Genomic DNA, 21,771 nt, shown 5'->3' with positions numbered 1-21,771 from the left:
CGGACCCATCAGGCGAGTGCTACAGGTGCCGGGAACCCGTTACGACCCGGAAACTCCGGCGCCAATGTCCGCGCATTGGGCATCTTGACCCACAGGCGCAGCATTTTGCGGTTGAGTTCGTGCACGCCATGGTCTTCAAACTCATTGCGCGAGTGCAGCACCGCATAGTTGTTGGCAAACTGCAGGTCACCGGGCTCCAGCATCATGCTGAGGCGGAAATCCTCGCGGTGCATGATGTCATCAAACAGATCGAGCGCTTCGATTTCGACCTTCGACAAAGGGAGCTGGCGGATCTCATGGCCCAGTTCGATGTACTGGCGCAGGTAGCGGCAGCTGAGCTTGCCCAGGTGGTGGCTGAAGATGGGCGACAAGCTGGGCAGGTCCTCGCACAGGTGCGAAAAATACCAAGTGCGGTAGTACAGACCCAGGTACTCGGGGTGGTGTTGCAGGATCTCGTTGTAGATCGCGGCCACGCTCACCAAGCTGCTCAAGCCCCCCTGCTTGGCCTTGCGCAGACACAAAAGGCCCACCACGTCCGACGGGTCCGAGTGGTAAGGCAAATACAGGTTGGTTTCGTAAACGCAGGTGGTTTTTTTCGTGACATCGCCCACATTCATGACCACGCCCAGCAGGTCGCCCTTGGGGTTTTGCCTTACAGGCACGCCCATGTGCAGACCAATGCCGTAGTAAAGGATCTGGATGTCTTCTTCGCTGTAGCGATCCACAGGCAGGCCGCGCAGCACCAGAAAGCCCCTGCCGTTTTCCAGCTCGTCGCTGTGCGCCTTCAGGGTGTGTGCCCAGTTGCCAATTGGAAAGTCTTCGCGGGAGAAATTCGGAAACGTCAACCCTTGGGCTTTGACATGGGCCAGCGCGGCATCCAGCGTTGCGATCACCTCCGCCGACACGTGGTGCAACCAAGAGGTGTCCCCCACCATGTCGGCACCTTTCCAGGCCGCAGGCCCGGTGATCGTTTGTTTGAGTATCAGGCTCATGTTGTCCTTTCAGGTCGGTGTTGGCCGCAGATGACCTTTTGCGCAGCACAAGAACAAGTTTACCGGGCACGCCAAAGAGGCTTTGCGAACAGTGTTCATCCACACAACAGGCGCAGAATGGGACAACACCCGGAAAGGCTCCTCATGCGCCACATCCTGTCCAACCACAGGGCCAACCTTTCGACCATCGCCACCTGGGCCATGTTCAGCAGAGGGCTGGAGCCGGAGTTTTCACACGCTGTACAGCGACAGGTCGCCTCGCTCAAAGGCCCTGCTACCGAGTCTGACGAGGCTGTCCGGGACCTCACCGGATGGCTGTGGTGCTCGATCGACAACGACGATTCGCGTGACCTGGACCAATTGACTGTGATCGAGCCGCTGCACCAAGGCAAGATCCGGGTTCATGTGGCCATTGCCGATGTCGATGCGTTGGTGAAAAAAGGCACGCCCATCGATGAACATGCGCGCCAAAACACCACATCGGTCTACACCTCGGCCCTGATCTTTCCGATGCTCCCTGAGCGGCTGTGCACCGATCTGACCTCCCTCAATCAGGACGAAGACCGTTTGGCTGTGGTGGTTGAAATGGCTTTCAGCGAGGACGGGGTCTTGCTGGAGTCGTCGATCTATCGGGCGCGGGTGCGCAACAAGGCACAGCTGGCATACGACGCCGTTTCGGCGTGGCTGGCGGGTGAAGGCGATTTGCCGGAGCCCGCTCGCCGGGTCAAGGGCATGCAGATTCAGCTGCGCCTGCAAGACGAGTTGGCACAAAAACTCAGGGTCTTGCGGCGTGCAGAAGGTTCGCTGGAATTTGAAACTTTTCAGCCCAAAGCGCTGTTCGATGGCGACCGGATCACGGACATTCAACAGCAGCCACACAATCGGGCCAGGCAGTTGATCGAAGAATTCATGATCGCCACCAATCGCTGCACCGCCCGTTTTCTGGCGACCCACGGCCGTGCATCGCTGCGCCGCGTAGTGCGCTCCCCCGAGCGTTGGTTGCGCATTGTGCAGGTGGCACAAGAGTACGGGGTCACATTGCCGAACGAACCCGACGGACAAGCCCTGGAAACCTTTTTGGCCAACCAGCACAAGCGGGACCCGCTGCGGTTTCCCGACCTGTCACTGGTCATCGTGAAACTCATGGGCTCGGGCGAATACGTGGTGGAACGCCCCGGCCATGTCCCGATCGGCCATTTCGGTTTGGCCGTGCACGACTACATGCATTCCACCGCGCCCAATCGGCGCTTTCCTGATCTGATCACCCAGCGGCTGATCAAGTCGGTCCTGAACAACGCCAAGCCCGCTTACGCCCATGCCGAATTGGCCGATCTGGCGTCGCACTGCACAGCGCAAGAAGATGCCGCCCAGAAAGTGGAACGCCAAGTTCGCAAATCCGAGGCCGCCTTGTTGCTGCATTCCCATGTGGGCGAGCGTTTCAGTGGTTTGGTGACGGGCCTGGGGGAGCACGGCGTTTGGGTCCGCATCCTTCAACCTCCGGCAGAAGGTCGGCTCACGGGACCACTGCCCGACCTGAGGGTTGGCCAGGCGGTGACCGTCAAGCTGGTCTCCACCTCGGTCGAGCGGGGGTTCATTGATTTTGTGCTGGTGCATTGATGCAGGCCGCGCAGCACCACGGCGTTTGATCTGGTGCGTTTCAGGTGTCAGGTATCAGGTGCCGGGTTGGCGTGGCTTGGCATGGGCCCCAGCATCCCCGCGGGCTGAAGCCAAAGATCCAATTGCGCCTGACTGGCGTAGCCCAGCGAGAGCGCAGCCTCAGCAAGTGAACTGCCATTCTTCAAAGCCCACTTGGCAATCTCTGCAGATCGGTCATAGCCCAAGTGCGGGACCAAGGCGGTCACCAGCATCAAGGATTTCTTCAGGTGCGCCTCGATGCGCTCAACATCGGGCTGGATACCCCGCACGCAATGCCGGTCGAAACTGCGCATGCCGTCGGCCAAAAGACGAATGCTCTGCAGCAGGTTGTGGGCCAACAGCGGTTTGTAGACGTTGAGCTCCAAATGCCCGGACGCCGCGCCGATGCCCATGGCCACATCGTTGCCCATCACTTGGGCACACAGCATGGTCAACGCTTCGCATTGGGTGGGGTTGACCTTGCCGGGCATCATCGAGCTGCCGGGCTCATTGTCCGGGATGGTGATTTCGCCCAAACCCGATCTCGGGCCTGAAGCCAGCCATCGAATGTCGTTGGCGATCTTGGTCAGCGCAATGGCCAGCGTTTTGAGCATGCCATGCGTCGCCACCAAAGCATCGTGTGCAGCCAAGGCTGCGAACTTGTTGTCGGCACTCTCAAAAGGCATGTGGTGCACACGCGCCAACTCGGCCGCCACACGTGGGCCAAATTCCGGGTGGGTGTTCAGGCCTGTTCCGACCGCTGTGCCGCCGATGGCCAATGGGTAAAGCCAGCTCAGCGCACCCTGGATCAGCTGGCGGGCGTTGGCCAATTGCGCGGCGTAACCTGAAAACTCCTGTCCCAGCGTGATCGGCGTGGCATCTTGCAGGTGTGTCCTGCCCAGCTTGACGATGCCCGAGAAAGCCTGTGATTTCTCATGCAGGCTGGCCTGCAGCTCGTCCAGCGCGGGCAATACGTGTGTCGAAATGCCCAAAGCCGCAGCCACATGCAGGGCCGTTGGAAACACATCGTTGGACGATTGGCCTAAATTCACATCGTCGTTGGGATGAACCAGCCGCTCTGGACCACGAGGGCCTGCCAAATGCTCGGATGCGCGATTGGCCAACACTTCGTTCATGTTCATGTGGGTCTGTGTGCCAGAGCCGGTTTGCCAGACCGACAGCGGAAACTCGGCATCGTGCGTGCCTGCCATGATTTCTTCGGTCGTTACCATGATGCTGCGCACTTTGTGCATCGGCAAAAGTCCCAAGTCACCATTGACCTTGGCGCAAGACCGTTTGACCGAAGCCAAGGCGTGGATCAGTTCCACAGGCATCCGTTCACTGGAGATGTTGAAGTGCAAGAGGGCGCGCTGAGTTTGCGCCCCCCACAAGCGATCCGAGTCGACCAGCACAGGGCCCAAGGGGTCGAACTCCTGTCTTTGGGATGTCATCAGCGCCCTCTATTTCATGCCGGAATGCATCACACAGGTCTTGAGAAGTCGATGACTCTCAGGTGCCAAAAATCTTGTTGGCTGTTTGCGCAATCAGCATGCCTTGATGGCGCGCACCCTCCAGCTCGATCTTGCTGGGTTGACGTTCTCCCTTGCCGCCAGCAATGGTCGTGGCCCCATAGGGCGTGCCACCCACAATTTCGTCCAGACTCATTTGTCCTTGGTGGCTGTAGGGCAAGCCCACGATGACCATGCCAAAGTGCATCAGGTTGGTGATGATGGAAAACAGGGTCACCTCTTGCCCGCCGTGCTGCGTGGCCGTCGATGTGAAGGCGCCGCCCACCTTGCCATGCAAGGCCCCGCGTGCCCACAGACCACCCGCCTGGTCCAGAAAGCTGGCCATTTGAGCAGGCATCCGGCCAAACCGTGTGGGCGCACCGACAACGATGGCGTCGTAGTTTTCCAGCTCCGCCACTGTGGCCACGGGTGCGGCCTGATCCAGCTTGAAATGACCGCTTTGGGCAATCGCCAACGGCACGGTTTCCGCGACCCGCTTCAGATCAACATGCGCCCCTGTTGACCGAGCGCCCTCGGCCACGGCCTGCGCCATGGTCTCCAGGTGACCGTAAGTGGAATAGTAAAGAACCAGAACTTTGGACATGAGAACTCCTGAAATGCACGGCACCTGCCAAGGCACCATCATTGATCAAGCGTTCGTCATGAACGGTTCGCCAGCACACAGTTCGCAGCCCTGACGCAGCGGGTGCTGGCGTCGAGGTCAGGGCTTGGGGGTCTCAGCGCCCGAGTTGAACCAAGGCCGCCTGCAAGCCAGCCAGACCACCCACGCGCTGGTCGTTGATGAAAATCTGGGGCATCTGGCGGACCGAAGGGCCGCATTTTTCGTAAAACGCCATGCGCTCGGCTTCGCCATCGATCTTGATTTCTTCAAAAGCCAGCGACTTGGTTTTGAGCAGCATTTTGGCGGACTCGCATTGCGGGCATGCGGACTTGGAGTAGACGACGATTTTGAGTTCCATGGTGCTGATTTTACCGGGCGGTGGGGTCTTGAATCAGCCGCTGCAAGACGGCGGGATCGATGTGCTGTTCAATGAAATCTGCCAAGCCGTCGAACACCGTTTCGAGCGTCGGCACCCCAGCGCCGAACAAGGCTTGCAGCACAGCCGGGCATTCGAACAGCCCGTGCAAATAGGTGCCCAACACCTGACCGCTGCCACTTTGCCACGCCAAGCCCGGCATGACTTCACGTAGAACTGTGCCTGCTGCCAGCATGGCGCTGTGCCCCTGCGTCTGGCCGTGGTGGATTTCATAGCCTGCGACCTCGATGCCACTCAATGCAGCCCAAGCCCCTTCCAGCAGGCCAAAGCGTGACACGGTTTGGGTCACCGTCTTGTCTGGCGCGAACTGAGTCACCAGCGGCAGCAGACCCAGACCCGGTGCGTTGCCATCGATGCCATGGGTGTCGATCAGCGCTTCGCCCAGCATTTGCAAGCCACCACAAATGCCCAGCACCGCACCACCACGCTGCGCATGCTGCGCGATGGCCGCGTCCAGCCCTTGCTGGCGCAGCCAGGCCAGGTCACTGCTGGTGTGTTTGCTGCCGGGCAAGATGACCCAGTCACTGGCGTGCAAGCCAGCCAGATCGGCCGGGCTGCGGGCCCAAAGCAAGCGCACGCCGGGCACATTTTTGAGCGGTTGAAACTCGTCCAGGTTGCTGATGCGCGGGTATGCGATCACGGCCACGGTTTTCGTGACAGCCCCATTGGCACGGCTACGGTCGTCAAACACGCCATCTTCTTCGGGCAAACCGTGCTGCCACCACATGGGCAAGACGGCGACGGTGGGCACACCCGTCAAGTCCTGCAGCATCTCGGGAGCGGGGGCCAGCAAACTGACATCGCCACGGAACTTGTTGAGCACAAAGCCTGTGATGCGTTGCTGGTCTTCGGGGGGCAGCAACGCCCAGGTGCCATACAGGTGGGCAAAGGCCCCGCCTTTGTCGATGTCGGTCACCAACAGGCATTGGGCGTTGGCGTGGCGTGCCACGCGCAGGTTGACGATGTCGCTGGCCATCAGGTTGATCTCGGCGGGCGAGCCCGCGCCTTCGATCACGACCACATCGTTTTCGGCGATCAGTTCGTCCAGTGCTTGCGCAATGTGTGGCCAGACTTTTTCGCTGCGCTCGCGCCAAGGGGTTTCGGTCAGTTCAGGATGCACTTGCCCGAGCAACACCACCTGGCTGCGCGTGTCGGCCTCGGGCTTGAGCAGCAGCGGGTTCATGCGCACATCGAGCTCGGCTTGGGCCGCCAGCGCCTGAAAATATTGCGCGCTGCCGATCTCGCCCAAGCCGCTGGCACTGGCCACCACGCGGGCGTTGTTGCTCATGTTCTGGGCTTTAAAAGGCGCGACTTTGAGGCCCTGACGGGCGTAATGGCGGCACAGCGCGGTGGTCAACCAGCTTTTGCCCGCACCACTGGAGGTTCCCAGCACCATGATGCAACGTGCTTTGTGCGGTGCGTTCATGGCATCAAACCCGGGGCAACGCCACGCTTTGCCCGTCCACCGACACAATGCGGATGCGCTGGTCGAACACCGATTCAATTGCCCGATGAGTGGCTTCATCGGCGCAAGCGCCGTGGTGGACCACCCGCCCGGCTTGCATCACGACCACATCGTCGGCGTGCAAGGCCATGCCGATCTCGTGCAGCACGCTGACCACCGTGGTGCCTTGGGCCAAGAGGCAATGCACCTGCTCCAGCCAGTCCACCTGGTGCGGCGGGTCCAGATTGGCCAGTGGTTCGTCCATCAGCATGATGGGCGCATTGACCGCCAAGGCGCGGGCCAGCAACACCCGCTGGCGCTCACCGCCCGACAACTGGCCCAAAGTGCGCTCGCGCCAATCCCAGGCCTGGGTGGCTTTCAGGGCCGACTCGACCATTTGCTGGTCCAGCACACTGGGCGCCGACAACCAGTCCTGAAAAGGCAGGCGGCCCAGCATGACCACATCAAACACCCGCAAGTCGTCGCTGGCGCCCTCGCCCTGCCCCAACCAGGACAGCTGCTGCCCCCGCTCTCGCCGCGCGATACCGGTCAAGGGTTGGCCAAACCAATGCACCTGGCCTTGTGCCGGCAGCAAACCCGACAAAGCCTTGAGCAAGGTGGATTTGCCAGCGCCGTTGGGCCCCACGATGCTGGTCCAGCGGCCAGCGGGCAGGGTCAAGTTCACCCCGTGCAGCACCTCCTGCCCACCGAGGCCAACACGCAGATCAAGCGCTTGCAAGGCGGCGATCATGACAGCCCCCGAACCGATGAGATGCGGGACATGCGCCACAGCAAATAACCACCGCCCAGCACCGCTGTGAGCACACCCACCGGCATTTCCTGTGGGGCGATCAAGCCGCGGGCCAGCAGGTCCGCCAGCAACAACAGCCAACCGCCCGTCAAAGCGGCCAACACCACCGTCCAGCGGTGCGTGGTACGCACCACCGCCCGCACCACATGGGGTGCGGCCAAGCCCACAAACGCGATCAACCCCATTTGCGCCACCGCCGTGCCCGTGGCCAAAGCGATCACGGTGATCAACCACACGCGGGCTTGTGCCAATGGCACCCCAAGGCTCAATGCGGTGTTTTCGCCCAAGGTGAGGGCATCCAAAACACGCGCCATCACCACCGCCAAAGCCCCGCACAACAGCAAGACCGCGCACATCAACACACACGAGGTCCAGGCCATGAAGCCTGTGGAGCCCAGCATGAAGCCTTGCATGCCCTGCCACACCTCGGGCCGCCACAAATTCAAAAACGAGGTGATGGCGCCCAGCACCACGCCCACCACCACCCCCGCCAGCAACAAGCGCAAGGTGTGTTGCACACCTCGGGCCAGCAGCAAGGTCAGCATCACGGCCAGCACCGCACCCACGAACGCAGCGCCCGTCATGCCCAGTTTGACCCACCATCCCATGGCCATCACGCTGCCGCCAAACAGGCTCAGGTAAATGGCCACGCCCAGTGACGCGCCCGAGGCACTGCCCAACAAATAAGGATCGGCCAAGGGGTTGCGAAACAAGCCTTGCGCCAAGGCCCCGGCCAAGCCCAGCAAAGCGCCGCCCGCCCAGGCCCCCAAAGAACGGGGCAAACGGATGTCCCACACGATTTGCGAGGTGATCGGGTCTTGCACGTCCGACCACCAAGGCGCCCAACCCGTGCTGCCCATGGCACTGCCCACGGCAATGCCCACCGCGCCCAGCACCATCAGCACCAGACTCAGCAGCCAGGGCTTGGGGGAATGGCTCAAGGCTTATCCCCCGCCATGCGCAGCAAACACTGCACCATGAGGCGCGCACCTTCGGCGATGCGCGGACCCGCACGCACCAGCATGTCGGACTCTTCCGATGAAAAGGCGCAGACCTTGCCCGACTGGATCGCCTTGAGCTGAGACCACCCGGGTCGCTGCGCCATGCTGGCGCGACTGCTGTCTCCGGCCATGATCACATCGGGCTGGGCACGCACCACGAACTCGGGGTTGATTTTGGGGAAAGGCCCCATGCTGGCGGGCAAGATGTTGCGCATGCCCAAACGCGCGAGTGTCTCGCCAATGAAAGACGACTCGCTCGCACCGTAAGGCGCAGGGCTGACTTCGACGTAAATTTTCTGCCCTTTGGCGTGGGACGGCAAAGACTGCGCTGCCGCAACCACACCCGCATCGATCTGCCGCCAAACGGCATCGCTCTGGGCTTTGGGCACACCCAGCGCCTGCGCCACGGTGTGCAGCACGCGCTGCGCATCGGCATGGGTGCGCGGCTCCAGCACCAGCACGGTCAAACCAAGGGCTTGAAAGCGCTCGGCGCCCCGCGCCGAAGTGGCCATCAGCACAAGATCGGGGCGTAGCGCCACCACCGCTTCCATGCTGGGGTCCAGACCGCCACCCATGCGCGGCAGCTGGCGCACCGATTCGGGCCAGTTGGAATAACGGTCCAAGCCGACCAACTTGTGGCATTGGCCCAGCGCACAAACGGTTTCGGTCAGAGACGGCAAGAGGCTCACAATCCGCTCAGGCGGCTTGGCGATCACCACGTCCTGCTGGCGGTCGTCACGCACCGTCACAGCCTGTGCCAAGGCGGAGCAAAGCATCAAACCGATCCACCAGAAAGACCGAGCTTCACGCATATTGGTCCACCCATTGGCTGATGATGCGGTGCATCTGGGCCACGCCATCTGTCAAGGCGGCAGGACCCGGCTGCAAAATGTCGGCCGATTTGATTTCAAACAACTGCCCGTTGCGCACGGCCGGCACATGCTGCCAGCCGGGTCGGGCTGCGACTTTTTCAGGGCGGAACTTCTTGCCGCACCAGGAGCCGATGACGATGTCGGGGGCGCGGTCGATGATGGTCTGTGGATCGGCGATGATGCGGTCCTTGCCCAGCGACTGCACCGCCAGCTCGGGGAACACATCGTCGCCCCCGGCCATGCCCAGCAATTCAGACACCCAGCGGATGCCGCTGATATGGGGCTCGTCCCATTCTTCAAAAAACACTTTGGGTCGGCGTTTGAAGCCTGCCGCCTTGTTCTGAATCGTTTCCAGCTCGGCCCGCATGGCCTGCAAACGCTCCAAGCCCTGCTCGGCCTGCCCCACCATGGCTGCAACCTGGTAGAGCATCGAGAAAATTTCATTCACACTACGCTGGTTGAACACCGTGACCTGCACGCCTGCCTTGATCAACAAGGACGCAATGTCGGCCTGAAGGTCTGAAAAACCAAACACACAATCGGGCTTGAGCGCCAGGATCTTGTCGATCTTGGCGCTCAAGAATGCACTGACCTTGGGCTTCTCTTCACGGGCACGGCGCGGGCGCACCGTGTAGCCCGAGATGCCCACGATGCGCTGCTCCTGCCCCAACAAATAGAGCCACTCCGTTGTCTCTTCGGTGAGACAGACGATGCGTTGGGGCAGATGAACTTGCATAGGTTTAGTGAATCAGTGTTTCATTTTCCAGCTCAAACCCAGCGTTATGGTGCGCGGAAGCTGGTTGTAACCGTAAGCGGTCTGATAGCTGCTGTCGGTGGCGTTTTCCACACGGCCATACAGTGTCCATTCCTGACTCAGACTGTAACGAGCGGTCAAATCCAACAAGGTATTGCTAGGCAAGCGAGGTTTGCCGTCAATGTCGGGACGTGAGCTGGTGTAACGCACGCTACCACCCAGTGTTAGCAAACCAAGAGATCGGGACACCGACACAGAGGCCTGGGTCTTGGCTCGGCGCACCAATTGCTGGCCTGTGGCTTCATTTACCGGGTCTTGAAGAGACAAGCTGGCGCGTACATCAGTCATGTGAAAACGGCCGCTGTAACTGGTTTCCAAGCCCTGATTTTTGACGCGACTGACGTTACTGAACTGAGAGCTATCCATGTCATACAAGAGCAAATCTTTAGTCATGGAAGAGAACCAGGTCGAGCGCAAGCGGTGTGGCCCTTGTGCCCATTGCAATCCCACCTCTTGCGTGCTGGCTGTTTCAGGACGGAGATTGGGGTTGCCACTGAATGGGTCAAACAAATAACCCAATGGCGGCACGTTGAAGGCTGTGGCATGGCTGGCAATGAGTTTCCATTGGGCATTGAGGTCATAGCCATAGCCAAGGTAGACCGAGTCTTTGCCCGACATGCTTTCGACATCGTCGCGACGCAAATTCAACTGCAGGTTGTGCATATCGCGCTTGTAGACCAAGCCACCATACAACGCGTTGGCTTTGCGTTTACGCGACAGACCAGACACGCCATCGGTGCTCATGTCTATGCCCTGCGTCAGTTGGTCCAACCCGGCAGACAAGACCATAGACGGCAGGTCCCACTGGTGTGTCCAGGACACCATGCGGGTACGGGTCTCAGCCTGGGTGGTGAACGAGTAGCCGCCCACGGTGCTGGTGTCATTGCGCTCTTTTGCGTCCGAATAATTCAAGCGTGTAGTCCAAAGCGGTCCCAGTCGGCCAGCCCAGTAAAGCGTATTGTTATCGAGCTGGGTACGACCTTGGTGGACATCGGTGGGCTCAGAATACTTGCCCGGTACGTCGTAATCGAAGCGGCCCTTGAAGTGGCTCGATCGAAGACCCAGCTTGTGATCAGGATTGAGTTTGTAGGACAGGTTCAATGCATGGTTGTCGTTGCGGTAGGCATCGGTATCAGGGTTGGCGTTGAGTGTTTGCGACAGGTTGGCTGCGTTGATGCCATCGGTGCGAATGCGTCCCACAGAGACCGCGTAAGCCAATGGCCCAACCGCGCCATGAGTGCCTGCGTTCCAGCGATGGGTGCCCAGCGAGCCGCGCTCAGCATTGGCGTAAACCGTGGGCTGACCCTGGCCTTGCCGTGTGAACACCTGGACCACACCACCCACAGCGCCACTGCCATGGATAGCCGAGACGTTGCCGCGGACGATTTCAATTCGGTCTACTTGGTCCAGCATGATGTGCTCAAGACTCACAGCGCCAGTTGTATCTTGTTTGGTGACTGGGACTCCGTCGACCAAAACGAGCACCTGCAGAGACGCTGCACCACGCAAGAAGGCCGTGGCCTGCCCCCCCCGACCACCACTTTGGGTGAACTGAAAACCCGCCTCGCGAGAGAGTAAGGTGGGCAAGTCCAGCACCTGCGACTGCTCAATGGCATCTCTGCCCAGGACAGTAATGTGTGGCAACACGTCCGTAAGGATTTGCTCCGTACGACTAGCGGTGACCACAATTTCACTCGCCGTGGTTTGAGCCAGCACAGCACTGCTGGCGAAGGACAACATGGAAAGAGCAGGTGCGGACAGTGCAAACGCAACACGGCGCGCACCAATAGAACGATTTTTCATTTAAAAACTAACAAGTCAAACGCCCTCACCGCCTTCCCCGACAGTGCATGGGCTTTACAACCTGTCTTGCGACAGGTCACCTTGTTGGCCGGTATCCGGGCTGACAGAGCGACTTCCATCACCTTCCCAGTTGCCTGTTTCAGGGCGACCAGTGGTTTGAGATGAAAGCTGGGTTTTCTTTTGACAGAAAACCCGTCTGCTTACCGTTGCGGGGGCAGCGCAGGTTAGGTGGGCCGGGTTGGCTTTTCCCTCCTGCTTCCCGTTGAACTGCGGGCCGTGAACCGGCATCGCGAGCACCAACAGCAGTCATTTTATGCGCCAAACTGTCTCCCAGCCTACAAAATCGCCCACGCTCTACAATGCGAAATCTCTTTTTCTTTGTCTGCCATGGCCCATTCCGACACCATTGATCAAATTGCCGAGCGTGTGGATCATTTGTTGCTGCGCCACGAAGAGCTTCAACGCACCAACGCTTTATTGGCCCAGCAAGTCCAGGCGCTGACCCTTGAGCGTGACCAGCTCAAATCCCGACTGGCGGCAGCCAGAGCGCGTGTGGATGCCCTGATTGAGCGTTTGCCCGCATCCAGCACCCCCGCATCTCCTGAGGCTTCAGCATGAGCAACAAACAATTGGACGTCCAGATCATGGGACAAAGTTATATCCTCGGTTGCCCCGAGGGGGGTGAAGAGCGCTTGTTGGCTGCTGTGCGCAAAGTGGATGAAGCCATGTGCAAGATCCGCGATGCCGGCAAGATCAAGGCGCGTGACCGCATCGCCGTTCTGGCAGCGTTGAATCTGGCCTTCGAGCAATCTGAAACGCCTTCGCCCACCACCAACACCCAAGCTGCAGTGGCAGATGTCCCTGAAGCATCCCAAGAGCGCTTGTCGCAGCTGCTCAAGCGTCTGGACCATGTTCTGGAGCAAGACGGTCAATTGATCTGATGCAGACGTTGTTCTGTGGCAGGTCTTTTGAAAGTCCTACAATGCCATGGTCTGCGGTGCATGCCGGGCTTTATATTTCCTTGAACCAATGCTCTTAGAGCCCGGGCTTGGTACATTGGCTGGTGAGCGTGATCGTCTCGCGTCAGATGAACCCAACGCCAGTCTGCCCTCGCCCACCTGAACCCCGGTTCAGGATGCCGGTCCGGTGGCACTCGCAGACACCTTTCCTTTCTAGACTCTCCATTCCCCCATGATCATCGAACCTCTGCTGTTGGCCGAATTGGCCGTTTTGGGCCTGTGCACGGGCTTTTTGGCGGGCCTGTTGGGCATTGGCGGCGGCATGATCATGGTGCCGTTCTTGACTTACCTGCTGGGTGCGCGTGGGGTCAGCCCCGACCTGGCCGTCAAGATGGCGATCGCCACATCCATGGCCACCATCATCTTCACCAGCGTCTCCAGTGTGCGTGCCCACCATAAGAAAAAAGCCGTGCGCTGGGATCTGGTCAAGGGCCTGGCCCCAGGCATTGTGATCGGCAGCCTGATCGGCAGCATGGGCATTTTTGCTTTCGCCAAAGGCACTTACCTGGCCTTGTTTTTTGCGGCTTTTGTCGGCTTCTCGGCGACACAAATGTTTCTGGACAAAAAACCCGCCCCTTCTCGCCAAGTGCCTGGTTTCCAGGGTTTGCTGGGCGCAGGCGGTCTGATCGGCTTGCTGTCGGGTCTGGTGGGTGCAGGCGGGGGCTTCATCAGCGTGCCGTTCATGGCCTGGTGCAATGTGGCCATCCACAACGCGGTGGCCACCAGCGCAGCTTTGGGTTTTCCGATTGCGCTGGCCAACGTGGCCGGTTACATCGTCAGCGGTCAGAACGTGCAGGACCTGCCAGCCTACAGCTTTGGCTACTTGTGGTTGCCGGCTTTGGCGGTGATCGCCGTGTGCAGCGTGCTCATGGCCCCCATTGGCGCGGCAACGGCCCACAAACTGCCGGTCAAGCAACTCAAGCGCGTTTTTGCCAGCGTGCTTTATCTTCTGGCCGCTTACATGCTCTACAAAGGCCTGTCCGCCTGATTCAGGGCCTGAACTCAGGCCCACCCTGTCAGCGCATGGCGATGCTGCCCGTCAGGTTCACCACCACGCGCGACTTGCCTGCCATCGTAGGCACAGCAGCGGGTGCCTCGTCCATCTGCACCATGGCCATGCGGGGCATGACACTGCCCTCACTGGCCTCTTGCGCGTTCACGCGCACTTCCCTGAGGGTGTAAGCGCTGAAGCCAAACTGCTGCGTCAAGGCTTGGGCTCGGGTCTGAAAACGTGCGACCGCCTCGGCCTGGATGCGTGTTTCGGCCGCATTCTTTTGCTCTGCACTCAGCCGCCATTCGATCCGCGAGACCGTCATCTCTGGCAAGCGCGCCGCGAGGGTGGCGATCTGCTCGGCATCGCGGCCCTGCAACACCAATTGCGCCGTCCCTGCCCAGCCATTGATCTTCCCATCTCGCCCATACCGGGGTAAAACGTTCATCTCGCCCGTTCTCACTTCCAGTGCGCCGGGCTTGGCCATGGGGCTGGCAACAGCCAAGGCGGCCGACAGCACCGCGTTGAGCTGCTTTTGAACCGCAGGCGCTTGCAAGCCCTCTTTTTGAACCGACAAGCTCATGACCAGCCAGTCTTGAGCCACTTCGGTCTGTGCCGATGCACTCAGGTGCAGGACTTGATGCGCGACAGCATGGCCCGCATGAGGCATCTGAGAGGTGGATGGGTTTGGGCCTTGTGCGAAGGCGACAGGCCCCAAAAGCGTGGTCATCAGGGCCAAGGCCATGGAAGGCTTGGAAATCAAAGTCATGGGCTCTTTCCGGGAATGGGTCAAAACAACTGACAGAAACACGCGCATTGTGAAGGCCAGCAGGGTCAAAGAACTGTCTGGTCCGGTGCGGTTTGGTTTCAGGGTGTAACGCACCAGGGGGCTTGGTCATGCACCAAACCCATCCACAAAGCCCAGGCCGAGACGCCTGCCAGCGCCAAACCAGCCACACGCATGCCCCAGGCTCCGTCACCGAGTGTTTGCATGCGCAAAAACAACCAGGGCCCAGCCCACAGGCTAAGGCTGCTGCCCAGCGCAAACAAAGCCATGGTCGCCGCACCCTCCACAGGCTGGCTGGTCAAGGCGGCCACCATCAAAGCCGAATACAGCAAACCGCAAGGCATCAAGGCCCACAGCCCGCCCACCATCCAGGGCGCGGCGCGTCCCCAGCGGCTGTTGAAGGCCCGCACATGCGCCCACAAGCGGCGAGCGGCGGCATCGAGCCACACGGGTTGTCGTGCCTGCAGCATGAGCAGCAAGCCCAGCACCAGCGCCGTGAGGTGCAGCAAGGTCCAGACCGGGCGAATGGCGGCCGACTGCGTGGTCAACCAGCCTAGGCCCTGCACGCTGGCTGCAGCCACCGCGCCCAGCAGTGAATACCCGGCCAAACGCCCGAGCTGAAAAGCCAGCAAGGCCTGCGCCCGCCGCTCACCCGCCGCCCGGCCCAGGCCCGCACAGGCGGCGCCACACATGGCCACACAATGTGGCCCACCCAACACCCCCATCATCAAGGCCGTGATGGCCAGAGAACTTTGCATGCCCAGCCTGCTGGTTGATCTGCGTCGCATTGTCGGCGATGCGCACAGCCCTTGGCCGGGCCATGCCCAAAGCCCCAAGGCATCAGATGATTTTGGAAAAGCGGCTGCGGTTGCGATCGGCTTGGACGTAACGGTCAAACACCATGGCCACGCCTCGGACAAAAAACCAGCCCATGGCGGTGACCTGGATGCCGGAGTCACTCAGCGCCACCAGGCCTTGCGACTGCATGTCTTCGAGCTGGCTCAGCTCTTTGGCAAACAGGGTTTTGAAATCGACCAACCAGGCCAGGTTGATGGACTCGTATTGCAAATGGCCCTGGCACATCAGCGCCATGATGACCGAGCGGCGAATCAGGTCGTCGCGCGTGAGCGCCAGGCCCCGCACCACTGGAAAGTGGCCCTGATCGAGCAGGTCACAGTACTCTTCCATGGTCTTGGCGTTCTGGCTGTAAGTCGCGCCGATCCGCCCGATGGAGGAGACGCCCAAGGCAATCAGGTCGCAATCGGCTTGCGTGCTGTAACCCTGGAAGTTGCGGTGCAAACGCCCTTGCCTTTTGGCCACGGCCAAGGCGTCATCGGGCAAGGCGAAGTGGTCCATGCCAATGTAGACATAACCCGCATCGGTCAAGGCGTCGAGCGAGCGCGACAGCATGGACACTTTGGCTGCACCCGAGGGCAATTCTTGCGCATGGATGCGGCGTTGGGGCTTGAAGCGTTCAGGCAGGTGCGCATAGGCATACAGCGCAATGCGGTCAGGACGCAGACTTTTCACCTGCTCAAGTGTTCGGTCAAAGGACTCGGGGGTTTGCAGAGGCAGGCCGTAAATCAGATCGACGTTGACCGACTCGAAGCCGAGGCGGCGAGCCGCTTGAACCAGTTGAAACACCTGCTCGGACGGCTGTATGCGGTGCACGGCTTTTTGCACCGCAGGGTCAAAGTCCTGCACGCCGAAACTCAGGCGGTTGAAGCCCAATTCGGCCAGCACGGCCAGCCGACTGTCGTCCACGGTGCGCGGGTCCACCTCGACAGAGTATTCACCGCCCGGCACGAATTCAAAATGCTCGCGCAGCATGGCCATGAGTTGGCGCAGCTCTTCGTCGCTCATGAAAGTGGGCGTGCCGCCACCCAAGTGCAACTGGCTGACCGACTGCCCTCGCCCCAGGTGCCGGGTGTGCAGTTCAACCTCTTTGCCGAGGTATTTCAAATACGCCGCAGAACGCTCTTTGTGCTTGGTGATGATTTTGTTGCAAGCGCAGTAATAACAAAGCGATTCGCAAAACGGGATGTGTACGTACAAGGACAGCGGTGTCTGCTTGCCCACCGTACCCGATTGACGCTGCGCCAAGGCTTGCACATAGTCGGCCTCGCCAAAGGCTTCGACGAAACGATCCGCTGTGGGATAGGAGGTGTAACGCGGGCCGGGCACGTCAAAACGTGTCAGCAATTCAGGCGTGATGACGGACATGCGGCTGCCCCTTAATTCGAATGTGTTCACAACAATGGTGCGACTTTGCCTGTTTGCCCCCACGCTTGTATTGACTCAAGTCAAACGCTTTACCGGTTTCCCGGGATTTCCTGCGCAGACAGGGTATACCCTGAAATTCGGGGTCGTTTTCGGTATAAGCTCAAGACTTGATCCAAGGCAAATCCATTTCTCAACCATGAGATCAACCATGAATCCCCAAGCCATCAAAGTCGCCTGCTCCAATTGCAACCTGCGTGAGTTGTGCATGCCCATGGGCCTGAGCGAGCATGACCTCAACCGCCTCGACGATCTGGTGGCGGTGCGCCGCAAAGTCAAGCGCGGGACCACTTTGTTCACCAACGGCGAGAAGTTCACCTCGCTGTACGCCATCCGCACAGGATTTTTCAAAACCTGCCTGGCCACCGAAGATGGACGCGACCAGGTCACGGGTTTTCAGATGGCAGGCGAAATCATTGGTTTGGATGGCATCGTGAACGACCAGCACACCTGCGATGCGGTGGCTCTAGAAGATGCCGAGGTCTGTGTCATGCCGTTTGACCGCATCGAAGAGATTTCACGCGAGGTGACCGCGCTGCAAAGCCATGTGCACAAAATCATGAGCCGCGAAATCGTGCGCGAACACGGCGTGATGCTGCTGCTGGGCAGCATGCGGGCCGAAGAGCGACTGGCCGCTTTTTTGCTGAATCTGGTGCAACGTCTGCATGCCCGTGGCTTTTCCCAGTCCGAGCTGGTGCTGCGCATGACGCGCGAGGAAATCGGCAGCTACCTGGGTTTGAAGCTCGAAACCGTCAGCCGCACTTTCTCCAAATTCGTCGAGGAAGGCATGGTGGAAGTCAAACAACGCCATGTCCGTATTCTGGACACCGAAGGCCTGCAGCGTCTGGTCAACAACAACGCGTGCCATTGACGCCGCCCTGCGCACAGTCTGCCGGGCGATCGCCCGGCGCTACCGGGCAGCGGTTGACTTCAAACGGGGACATGCCCAGCAGCGTGGTCAGGGCGCTGGAGAGCATGGTCAGACCCCAAAACGCGAAAAAAGCCAAGGTGTAAATCGCTTGCCTGGACAAGTCCAGATCGCGCCCGAACCAGTGCAGGTCTCGCGGGTCGACGAAGGCGAACACCAGCATTTCCATCAGTCCGGCCACCAAAAAGGCAGGCCAGGCAATCCACATCCAACGTTGAGCCCGCATGGTGTCTCCCTTCGCCTCAGGGTTGAGTCGGTGCGGCAGCAGGCGCCTGGACCGCTGAGGGCAATTCGCCCGTGGCCGCGTGGTTGCGGCCTTGCATGGCTGGAGCATGCGTGATGCCCTGGCGTTCCTGCATGGCGCTGCGCGGCGTCACCTGAAGCACCGGGTCGGGGTTGCTGGCGGCAATGTAAAACGTGACCAATCCCGCCACGACCACCACGGCCGGGCCGCCCACCACCATCCAGACCAGGCCAAAGCGCCACCAGGGTTGACCCTCTTGGGGCTTGCGCAGTGCGTTGTTCATGTGTGTCTTTCTGAAAAGGAGGTCACCCATCAACGGGGAACCAGGAACACGGTTTTCTCGCTCAACTGTCCCACCACTTGGCCATCGGGCGCGCGTGAGGCGATGCGGAAATGGATCGGGTGCGAGCCCGCAGCGGCCGCATCATAGGGCAGCTGCAAACGCACCGAGACCCAGCGGGACTCGGTGGCGGCCACTTGCACCTCTGGCTCCCCCACCAGCTTAAGGCCAGGCAAGCCATCGACCTGCAACTCAAAGTTCAAGTGGTGTTCAGCCGCATTCATGATTTGCAGGCGGTACACGTTCTCGATCTGACCACCTGCAACGATGCGGGCCAAAGTGGCACGGTCGCGTTCGATGTCCACTTTGAAAGGCTGGCGCAGCCACAGGGATGCCCCGACACCGACGATGATGGCCCACAACACGGCGGTGTAGACCAACACGCGGGGGCGAAAAATGCGGCGCACCGTTTGCGCCCAGTTCCAGCCCTTGTCCATCGCGTTTTGTGTGGAAAACTTGATCAGGCCGCGCGGATAACCCACTTTGTCCATCACGTTGTCACACACGTCCACGCAAGCGCCACAGCCAATGCATTCGTACTGCAGGCCTTTGCGGATGTCGATGCCCGTGGGGCAAACTTGCACACACAAGGTGCAGTCCACACAAGAACCCAGGCCCAGGGCTTGGGGATCGGCTTTTTTGGAGCGGGCACCCCGGGGCTCGCCCCGCGCTTCGTCGTAGGTGACGATGAGCGTGTCCTTGTCGAACATGGCGCTTTGAAAGCGGGCATAGGGGCACATGTATTTGCACACCTGCTCGCGCATGAAGCCCGCGTTGCCATAGGTGGCAAAGCTGTAAAACAGGATCCAGAAAATTTCCCATGGGCCAAAGCCCAGCGACAGGATCGATGCCGTCAACTCGCGGATGGGCGTGAAGTAGCCCACGAACGTGAAACCCGTCCACAACGAGAACACGATCCAGGCGAGCTGCTTGCCCGTCTTGCGCCAGACTTTGTTGAAGCTCAGCGGTGCGGCATCCAGGCGCATGCGGGCAGATCGATCGCCCTCGAACTGGCGCTCGATCCAGATGAAAATTTCGGTGTAAACGGTTTGAGGGCAGGCAAAACCACACCATAAACGCCCTGCCACTGCCGTGAACAAGAACAGGGACAGTGCCGAGATGACCAGCAAAGCCGTCAGATAAATGAAGTCCTGCGGGTACAGCACCAGGCCAAAGATGTAGAACCTACGAGCACCCAAGTCGAACAAGACCGCCTGGCGCTGCCCCCATTCCAGCCAAGGCAGGCCATAAAAAACCAATTGCGTGATGACCACCATCAACCAACGCCAGCGAGCGAAAACGCCCTGCACACTGCGTGGGTAGATTTTTTGGTGCGCCTGGTACAGCGACACCAGTTCCGCATCACCGTCGGTGGGTACGGGGGTGATGGGGATCACGCTGCGGGGGGGACGCTGATCTGGGATGGACAAAATGCAGACCTTGGGTCAAAGGGTGCAGCAGGACGGGCCTGCTGCACGGGGGACATCATTTCGCGGCGCTGACCGTGGTGCTCGCCGGGGCGTTGTTGGACAAGCCCCAGACATAAGAGGCCAGCACATGGATCTGACCTTCGGTCAGCTTCTGGGCCTGGGCGGGCATCTGGTTGACCTTGCCGTTGTTGATCATGTTCACGATGGCGTTTTCACCCCAACCGTGCAGCCAGATGTCGTCGGTCAGGTTGGGCGCACCCAGGGCGTGGTTGCCCTTGCCGTCCATGCCGTGGCAGGCTGCGCAGACACCAAACTTGGACTTGCCCAGCGAGGCGCGCAGGGAGTCGTGCGGGCTACCCGACAGGCTGAGCACGTAGTGGGCCACGTTGCGCACATCTTCAGGGCCGCCTACCGCTGCAGCCATGGGGGGCATGTTGCCCGCACGGCCTTGCACCAAGGTGGTCTTGATCGCGTCAGGTGTGCCGCCATAGAGCCAGTCGGCATCGGCCAGATTGGGGAAGCCTTTGCTGCCCCGTGCATCCGAGCCGTGGCATTGTGCGCAGTTGTTCATGAACAAGCGGTCGCCAATGGCCAAGGCTTTCGGGTCTTTGGACACTTCTTCAGGGGGCATGCCCACAAACTTGGCGTACAGAGGGGCCACTTCGGCATTGCCTTTGGCCACTTCGGCTTCGTACTGACCGGCTGAAGACCATCCAAATTTACCGGCAAAGTTGCCAGCACCCGGGTACATGGCCAGGTAAACGAAGGCAAAAATGATGGTGATGATGAACAAGCCCACCCACCAGCGTGGCAGCGGGTTGTTCATCTCGCGCAGGTCGCCGTCCCAGACGTGGCCTGTGGTGTTGTCGTTGGCGGTCATGGCCTTGGCCTTGCCGCTGAACCACAGCAAAAGCAGGCAGGCGATGATGCTGACCAGCGTGATGCCTGCCACGTACAAGTGCCAGAAATTGCTGATGAAGTCACTCATGGGGATTCCTTGGTATTTTTTGAGTTCTGGCGGACAGCTCAGTCGTCCTGACGGAACGGCAGCTGCGCTGCCTCGTCAAAACTGGCCTGGTTACGGCGCGACCACGCCCACACCACAATGCCGATGAAGGCAGCAAAGGCGAGCAAAGTCACGATGGATCGCAATGTATTGATGTCCATGGCCATTCCTTATTTGCGGTGGGTGCCCAGCACCTGCAGGTAGGCAATGACGGCGTCCAGCTCGGTCTTGCCTTTCACTTCTTCAGGGGCCATGGCGATTTCTTCGTCCGTGTAAGGCGCGCCCAGTGTGCGCAGACCGCTCATGTGGGCCTGAATGGCGCTGGCATTGGCCGCCGTCTTTTCCAGCCAGGGGTAGGCGGGCATGTTGGACTCGGGCACCAGATCACGCGGGTTGGTCAGGTGGATGCGATGCCATTCGTCGCTGTAGCGGCCGCCCACTCGGGCCAGGTCAGGACCGGTGCGCTTGGAGCCCCACTGGAAGGGGCGGTCGTAGACGAATTCACCCGCCAGTGAGTAAGAGCCATAGCGCAGCGTTTCGGCGCGGAAGGGGCGGATCATCTGGGAGTGGCAGTTGTAGCAGCCTTCGCGCACATAGACATCGCGTCCGGCCACTTGCAGCGCGGTGTAGGGCTTGAGGCCCGGTACCGGTTCGGTGGTGGATTTCTGGAAGAACAGCGGCAGGATTTCGACCATGCCACCGACCAACAAGACCACCAGGATCAGCACGATCATCAGGAAGTTGTTGGTCTCGACTTTCTCATGCGACAAGCCGCCTGATTTTTGGTTTTGAGCCATGTTTGATTTCT

The 21,771-nt window shown here is 60.1% G+C and carries 24 protein-coding genes, 1 other RNA gene and 1 riboswitch; of the genes, 6 read left to right on the top strand and 19 right to left on the bottom strand.

Annotated features, from left to right (window positions below):
* Positions 1-8 precede the first annotated feature (8 nt).
* Complete coding sequence (locus ACHEXL_RS06115; protein ID WP_416561100.1) at positions 9-992, bottom strand: TauD/TfdA family dioxygenase; 984 nt, start codon at positions 990-992, stop codon at positions 9-11.
* Positions 993-1,136: 144 nt separating this feature from the next.
* Between ACHEXL_RS06115 and ACHEXL_RS06110 the strand changes: the two genes are divergently transcribed.
* Positions 1,137-2,609 (top strand): RNB domain-containing ribonuclease, encoded by a 1,473-nt coding sequence (locus tag ACHEXL_RS06110; protein WP_291929389.1) that lies wholly within the window; start codon positions 1,137-1,139, stop codon positions 2,607-2,609.
* A gap of 47 nt (positions 2,610-2,656) precedes the next feature.
* Here ACHEXL_RS06110 and fumC read toward each other — a convergent pair whose 3' ends face one another.
* From fumC to ACHEXL_RS06065, 9 genes are all read right to left on the bottom strand, one after another.
* Complete coding sequence (gene fumC / locus ACHEXL_RS06105) at positions 2,657-4,078, bottom strand: class II fumarate hydratase (protein WP_416561099.1); 1,422 nt, start codon at positions 4,076-4,078, stop codon at positions 2,657-2,659.
* A 58-nt stretch (positions 4,079-4,136) separates the two neighbouring features.
* Positions 4,137-4,739: an NAD(P)H:quinone oxidoreductase gene (gene wrbA, locus ACHEXL_RS06100; RefSeq protein WP_291929385.1), complete on the bottom strand. Its 603-nt coding sequence runs from the start codon at positions 4,737-4,739 to the stop codon at positions 4,137-4,139.
* A gap of 133 nt (positions 4,740-4,872) precedes the next feature.
* Entirely contained in the window at positions 4,873-5,115 is a 243-nt protein-coding gene (locus ACHEXL_RS06095; RefSeq protein ID WP_108426276.1) for a glutaredoxin family protein, read from the bottom strand.
* Between the two features lie 10 nt (positions 5,116-5,125).
* On the bottom strand, positions 5,126-6,589 hold the full coding sequence (locus tag ACHEXL_RS06090; RefSeq protein WP_416561318.1) for a cobyric acid synthase: 1,464 nt from the start codon (positions 6,587-6,589) through the stop codon (positions 5,126-5,128).
* 34 nt (positions 6,590-6,623) lie between these two features.
* On the bottom strand, positions 6,624-7,388 hold the full coding sequence (locus tag ACHEXL_RS06085) for an ABC transporter ATP-binding protein (RefSeq protein WP_416561098.1): 765 nt from the start codon (positions 7,386-7,388) through the stop codon (positions 6,624-6,626).
* The gene (locus ACHEXL_RS06080; RefSeq protein ID WP_416561317.1) at positions 7,385-8,347 is read right to left on the bottom strand and encodes a FecCD family ABC transporter permease; all 963 of its coding nucleotides are present in this window, start codon (positions 8,345-8,347) and stop codon (positions 7,385-7,387) included. The genes ACHEXL_RS06085 and ACHEXL_RS06080 overlap by 4 nt, the downstream gene beginning before the upstream one ends.
* A gap of 38 nt (positions 8,348-8,385) precedes the next feature.
* Positions 8,386-9,225, bottom strand: a complete 840-nt coding sequence (locus tag ACHEXL_RS06075; RefSeq protein WP_416561097.1) for an ABC transporter substrate-binding protein — start codon at positions 9,223-9,225, stop codon at positions 8,386-8,388.
* A 28-nt stretch (positions 9,226-9,253) separates the two neighbouring features.
* Positions 9,254-10,057, bottom strand: a complete 804-nt coding sequence (locus ACHEXL_RS06070) for an ABC transporter substrate-binding protein (protein ID WP_416561096.1) — start codon at positions 10,055-10,057, stop codon at positions 9,254-9,256.
* 12 nt (positions 10,058-10,069) lie between these two features.
* Positions 10,070-11,875 carry a TonB-dependent receptor plug domain-containing protein gene (locus ACHEXL_RS06065; protein WP_416561095.1) on the bottom strand — a complete coding sequence of 602 codons (1,806 nt, stop codon included), beginning with the start codon at positions 11,873-11,875 and terminating at the stop codon, positions 10,070-10,072.
* 131 nt (positions 11,876-12,006) lie between these two features.
* A riboswitch (cobalamin riboswitch) is annotated at positions 12,007-12,254 on the bottom strand.
* Positions 12,255-12,325: 71 nt separating this feature from the next.
* Between ACHEXL_RS06065 and ACHEXL_RS06060 the strand changes: the two genes are divergently transcribed.
* The 4 genes from ACHEXL_RS06060 (at position 12,326) to ACHEXL_RS06050 (ending at position 13,945) form a co-directional block, all read left to right on the top strand.
* The gene (locus ACHEXL_RS06060; RefSeq protein WP_108426271.1) at positions 12,326-12,556 is read left to right on the top strand and encodes a DUF904 domain-containing protein; all 231 of its coding nucleotides are present in this window, start codon (positions 12,326-12,328) and stop codon (positions 12,554-12,556) included.
* Positions 12,553-12,879 (top strand): cell division protein ZapA, encoded by a 327-nt coding sequence (locus ACHEXL_RS06055; RefSeq protein ID WP_416561094.1) that lies wholly within the window; start codon positions 12,553-12,555, stop codon positions 12,877-12,879. The genes ACHEXL_RS06060 and ACHEXL_RS06055 overlap by 4 nt, the downstream gene beginning before the upstream one ends.
* A 45-nt stretch (positions 12,880-12,924) precedes the next feature.
* Positions 12,925-13,104: non-coding RNA, 6S RNA (ssrS, locus tag ACHEXL_RS14195), on the top strand.
* Between the two features lie 25 nt (positions 13,105-13,129).
* On the top strand, positions 13,130-13,945 hold the full coding sequence (locus tag ACHEXL_RS06050) for a sulfite exporter TauE/SafE family protein (protein WP_108426269.1): 816 nt from the start codon (positions 13,130-13,132) through the stop codon (positions 13,943-13,945).
* Between the two features lie 28 nt (positions 13,946-13,973).
* Here the strand turns inward: ACHEXL_RS06050 and ACHEXL_RS06045 are convergent, their stop codons facing one another.
* The 3 genes from ACHEXL_RS06045 to hemN all read right to left on the bottom strand — a co-directional run bounded on the left by ACHEXL_RS06045 (position 13,974) and on the right by hemN (position 16,958).
* Positions 13,974-14,717 (bottom strand): SIMPL domain-containing protein, encoded by a 744-nt coding sequence (locus ACHEXL_RS06045; protein WP_416561093.1) that lies wholly within the window; start codon positions 14,715-14,717, stop codon positions 13,974-13,976.
* 98 nt (positions 14,718-14,815) lie between these two features.
* Positions 14,816-15,493: a sulfite exporter TauE/SafE family protein gene (locus ACHEXL_RS06040; protein ID WP_416561092.1), complete on the bottom strand. Its 678-nt coding sequence runs from the start codon at positions 15,491-15,493 to the stop codon at positions 14,816-14,818.
* Between the two features lie 82 nt (positions 15,494-15,575).
* The gene (gene hemN / locus ACHEXL_RS06035) at positions 15,576-16,958 is read right to left on the bottom strand and encodes an oxygen-independent coproporphyrinogen III oxidase (RefSeq protein ID WP_416561091.1); all 1,383 of its coding nucleotides are present in this window, start codon (positions 16,956-16,958) and stop codon (positions 15,576-15,578) included.
* A 208-nt stretch (positions 16,959-17,166) separates the two neighbouring features.
* On the opposite strand from hemN, the gene fnr reads away from it, so the two are divergent.
* Positions 17,167-17,886: a fumarate/nitrate reduction transcriptional regulator Fnr gene (gene fnr, locus ACHEXL_RS06030; RefSeq protein ID WP_291929364.1), complete on the top strand. Its 720-nt coding sequence runs from the start codon at positions 17,167-17,169 to the stop codon at positions 17,884-17,886.
* Here the strand turns inward: fnr and ACHEXL_RS06025 are convergent.
* From ACHEXL_RS06025 to ccoO, 6 genes are all read right to left on the bottom strand, one after another.
* Positions 17,864-18,169, bottom strand: coding sequence for a hypothetical protein (locus ACHEXL_RS06025; RefSeq protein ID WP_291929362.1), 306 nt, complete (start codon positions 18,167-18,169; stop codon positions 17,864-17,866). The two genes, fnr and ACHEXL_RS06025, sit on opposite strands and share 23 nt — an antisense overlap.
* A gap of 16 nt (positions 18,170-18,185) precedes the next feature.
* Positions 18,186-18,470 carry a nitrogen fixation protein FixH gene (locus ACHEXL_RS06020; protein ID WP_416561090.1) on the bottom strand — a complete coding sequence of 95 codons (285 nt, stop codon included), beginning with the start codon at positions 18,468-18,470 and terminating at the stop codon, positions 18,186-18,188.
* Between the two features lie 29 nt (positions 18,471-18,499).
* The gene (ccoG, locus tag ACHEXL_RS06015; RefSeq protein WP_416561316.1) at positions 18,500-19,951 is read right to left on the bottom strand and encodes a cytochrome c oxidase accessory protein CcoG; all 1,452 of its coding nucleotides are present in this window, start codon (positions 19,949-19,951) and stop codon (positions 18,500-18,502) included.
* A 61-nt stretch (positions 19,952-20,012) separates the two neighbouring features.
* Positions 20,013-20,945 carry a cytochrome-c oxidase, cbb3-type subunit III gene (gene ccoP, locus ACHEXL_RS06010; RefSeq protein ID WP_416561089.1) on the bottom strand — a complete coding sequence of 311 codons (933 nt, stop codon included), beginning with the start codon at positions 20,943-20,945 and terminating at the stop codon, positions 20,013-20,015.
* A gap of 38 nt (positions 20,946-20,983) precedes the next feature.
* Positions 20,984-21,124 (bottom strand): cbb3-type cytochrome oxidase subunit 3, encoded by a 141-nt coding sequence (locus ACHEXL_RS06005; RefSeq protein WP_108426260.1) that lies wholly within the window; start codon positions 21,122-21,124, stop codon positions 20,984-20,986.
* A gap of 9 nt (positions 21,125-21,133) precedes the next feature.
* On the bottom strand, positions 21,134-21,760 hold the full coding sequence (ccoO, locus tag ACHEXL_RS06000; protein WP_416561088.1) for a cytochrome-c oxidase, cbb3-type subunit II: 627 nt from the start codon (positions 21,758-21,760) through the stop codon (positions 21,134-21,136).
* Positions 21,761-21,771: the final 11 nt, after the last annotated feature.

The sequence above is a fragment of the Limnohabitans sp. YIMB22184 genome (genome assembly GCF_048020265.1).
GTDB lineage: Bacteria > Pseudomonadota > Gammaproteobacteria > Burkholderiales > Burkholderiaceae_C > Limnohabitans_A.
This window is presented reverse-complemented; position numbering and strand designations above follow the sequence as displayed.

What these genes read in the sequence shown, in the direction of transcription:
- ACHEXL_RS06115 (WP_416561100.1), bottom strand. Translation starts at nt 992, where the DNA reads ATGAGCCTGATACTCAAACAAACGATCACCGGGCCTGCGGCCTGGAAA.
- ACHEXL_RS06110 (WP_291929389.1), top strand. Translation starts at nt 1,137, where the DNA reads ATGCGCCACATCCTGTCCAACCACAGGGCCAACCTTTCGACCATCGCC.
- fumC (WP_416561099.1), bottom strand. Translation starts at nt 4,078, where the DNA reads ATGACATCCCAAAGACAGGAGTTCGACCCCTTGGGCCCTGTGCTGGTC.
- wrbA (WP_291929385.1), bottom strand. Translation starts at nt 4,739, where the DNA reads ATGTCCAAAGTTCTGGTTCTTTACTATTCCACTTACGGTCACCTGGAG.
- ACHEXL_RS06095 (WP_108426276.1), bottom strand. Translation starts at nt 5,115, where the DNA reads ATGGAACTCAAAATCGTCGTCTACTCCAAGTCCGCATGCCCGCAATGC.
- ACHEXL_RS06090 (WP_416561318.1), bottom strand. Translation starts at nt 6,589, where the DNA reads ATGGTGCTGGGAACCTCCAGTGGTGCGGGCAAAAGCTGGTTGACCACC.
- ACHEXL_RS06085 (WP_416561098.1), bottom strand. Translation starts at nt 7,388, where the DNA reads ATGATCGCCGCCTTGCAAGCGCTTGATCTGCGTGTTGGCCTCGGTGGG.
- ACHEXL_RS06080 (WP_416561317.1), bottom strand. Translation starts at nt 8,347, where the DNA reads ATGGTGCTGGGCGCGGTGGGCATTGCCGTGGGCAGTGCCATGGGCAGC.
- ACHEXL_RS06075 (WP_416561097.1), bottom strand. Translation starts at nt 9,225, where the DNA reads ATGCTTTGCTCCGCCTTGGCACAGGCTGTGACGGTGCGTGACGACCGC.
- ACHEXL_RS06070 (WP_416561096.1), bottom strand. Translation starts at nt 10,057, where the DNA reads ATGCAAGTTCATCTGCCCCAACGCATCGTCTGTCTCACCGAAGAGACA.
- ACHEXL_RS06065 (WP_416561095.1), bottom strand. Translation starts at nt 11,875, where the DNA reads ATGTTGTCCTTCGCCAGCAGTGCTGTGCTGGCTCAAACCACGGCGAGT.
- ACHEXL_RS06060 (WP_108426271.1), top strand. Translation starts at nt 12,326, where the DNA reads ATGGCCCATTCCGACACCATTGATCAAATTGCCGAGCGTGTGGATCAT.
- ACHEXL_RS06055 (WP_416561094.1), top strand. Translation starts at nt 12,553, where the DNA reads ATGAGCAACAAACAATTGGACGTCCAGATCATGGGACAAAGTTATATC.
- ACHEXL_RS06050 (WP_108426269.1), top strand. Translation starts at nt 13,130, where the DNA reads ATGATCATCGAACCTCTGCTGTTGGCCGAATTGGCCGTTTTGGGCCTG.
- ACHEXL_RS06045 (WP_416561093.1), bottom strand. Translation starts at nt 14,717, where the DNA reads ATGACTTTGATTTCCAAGCCTTCCATGGCCTTGGCCCTGATGACCACG.
- ACHEXL_RS06040 (WP_416561092.1), bottom strand. Translation starts at nt 15,493, where the DNA reads ATGCAAAGTTCTCTGGCCATCACGGCCTTGATGATGGGGGTGTTGGGT.
- hemN (WP_416561091.1), bottom strand. Translation starts at nt 16,958, where the DNA reads ATGTCCGTCATCACGCCTGAATTGCTGACACGTTTTGACGTGCCCGGC.
- fnr (WP_291929364.1), top strand. Translation starts at nt 17,167, where the DNA reads ATGAATCCCCAAGCCATCAAAGTCGCCTGCTCCAATTGCAACCTGCGT.
- ACHEXL_RS06025 (WP_291929362.1), bottom strand. Translation starts at nt 18,169, where the DNA reads ATGCGGGCTCAACGTTGGATGTGGATTGCCTGGCCTGCCTTTTTGGTG.
- ACHEXL_RS06020 (WP_416561090.1), bottom strand. Translation starts at nt 18,470, where the DNA reads ATGAACAACGCACTGCGCAAGCCCCAAGAGGGTCAACCCTGGTGGCGC.
- ccoP (WP_416561089.1), bottom strand. Translation starts at nt 20,945, where the DNA reads ATGAGTGACTTCATCAGCAATTTCTGGCACTTGTACGTGGCAGGCATC.
- ACHEXL_RS06005 (WP_108426260.1), bottom strand. Translation starts at nt 21,124, where the DNA reads ATGGACATCAATACATTGCGATCCATCGTGACTTTGCTCGCCTTTGCT.
- ccoO (WP_416561088.1), bottom strand. Translation starts at nt 21,760, where the DNA reads ATGGCTCAAAACCAAAAATCAGGCGGCTTGTCGCATGAGAAAGTCGAG.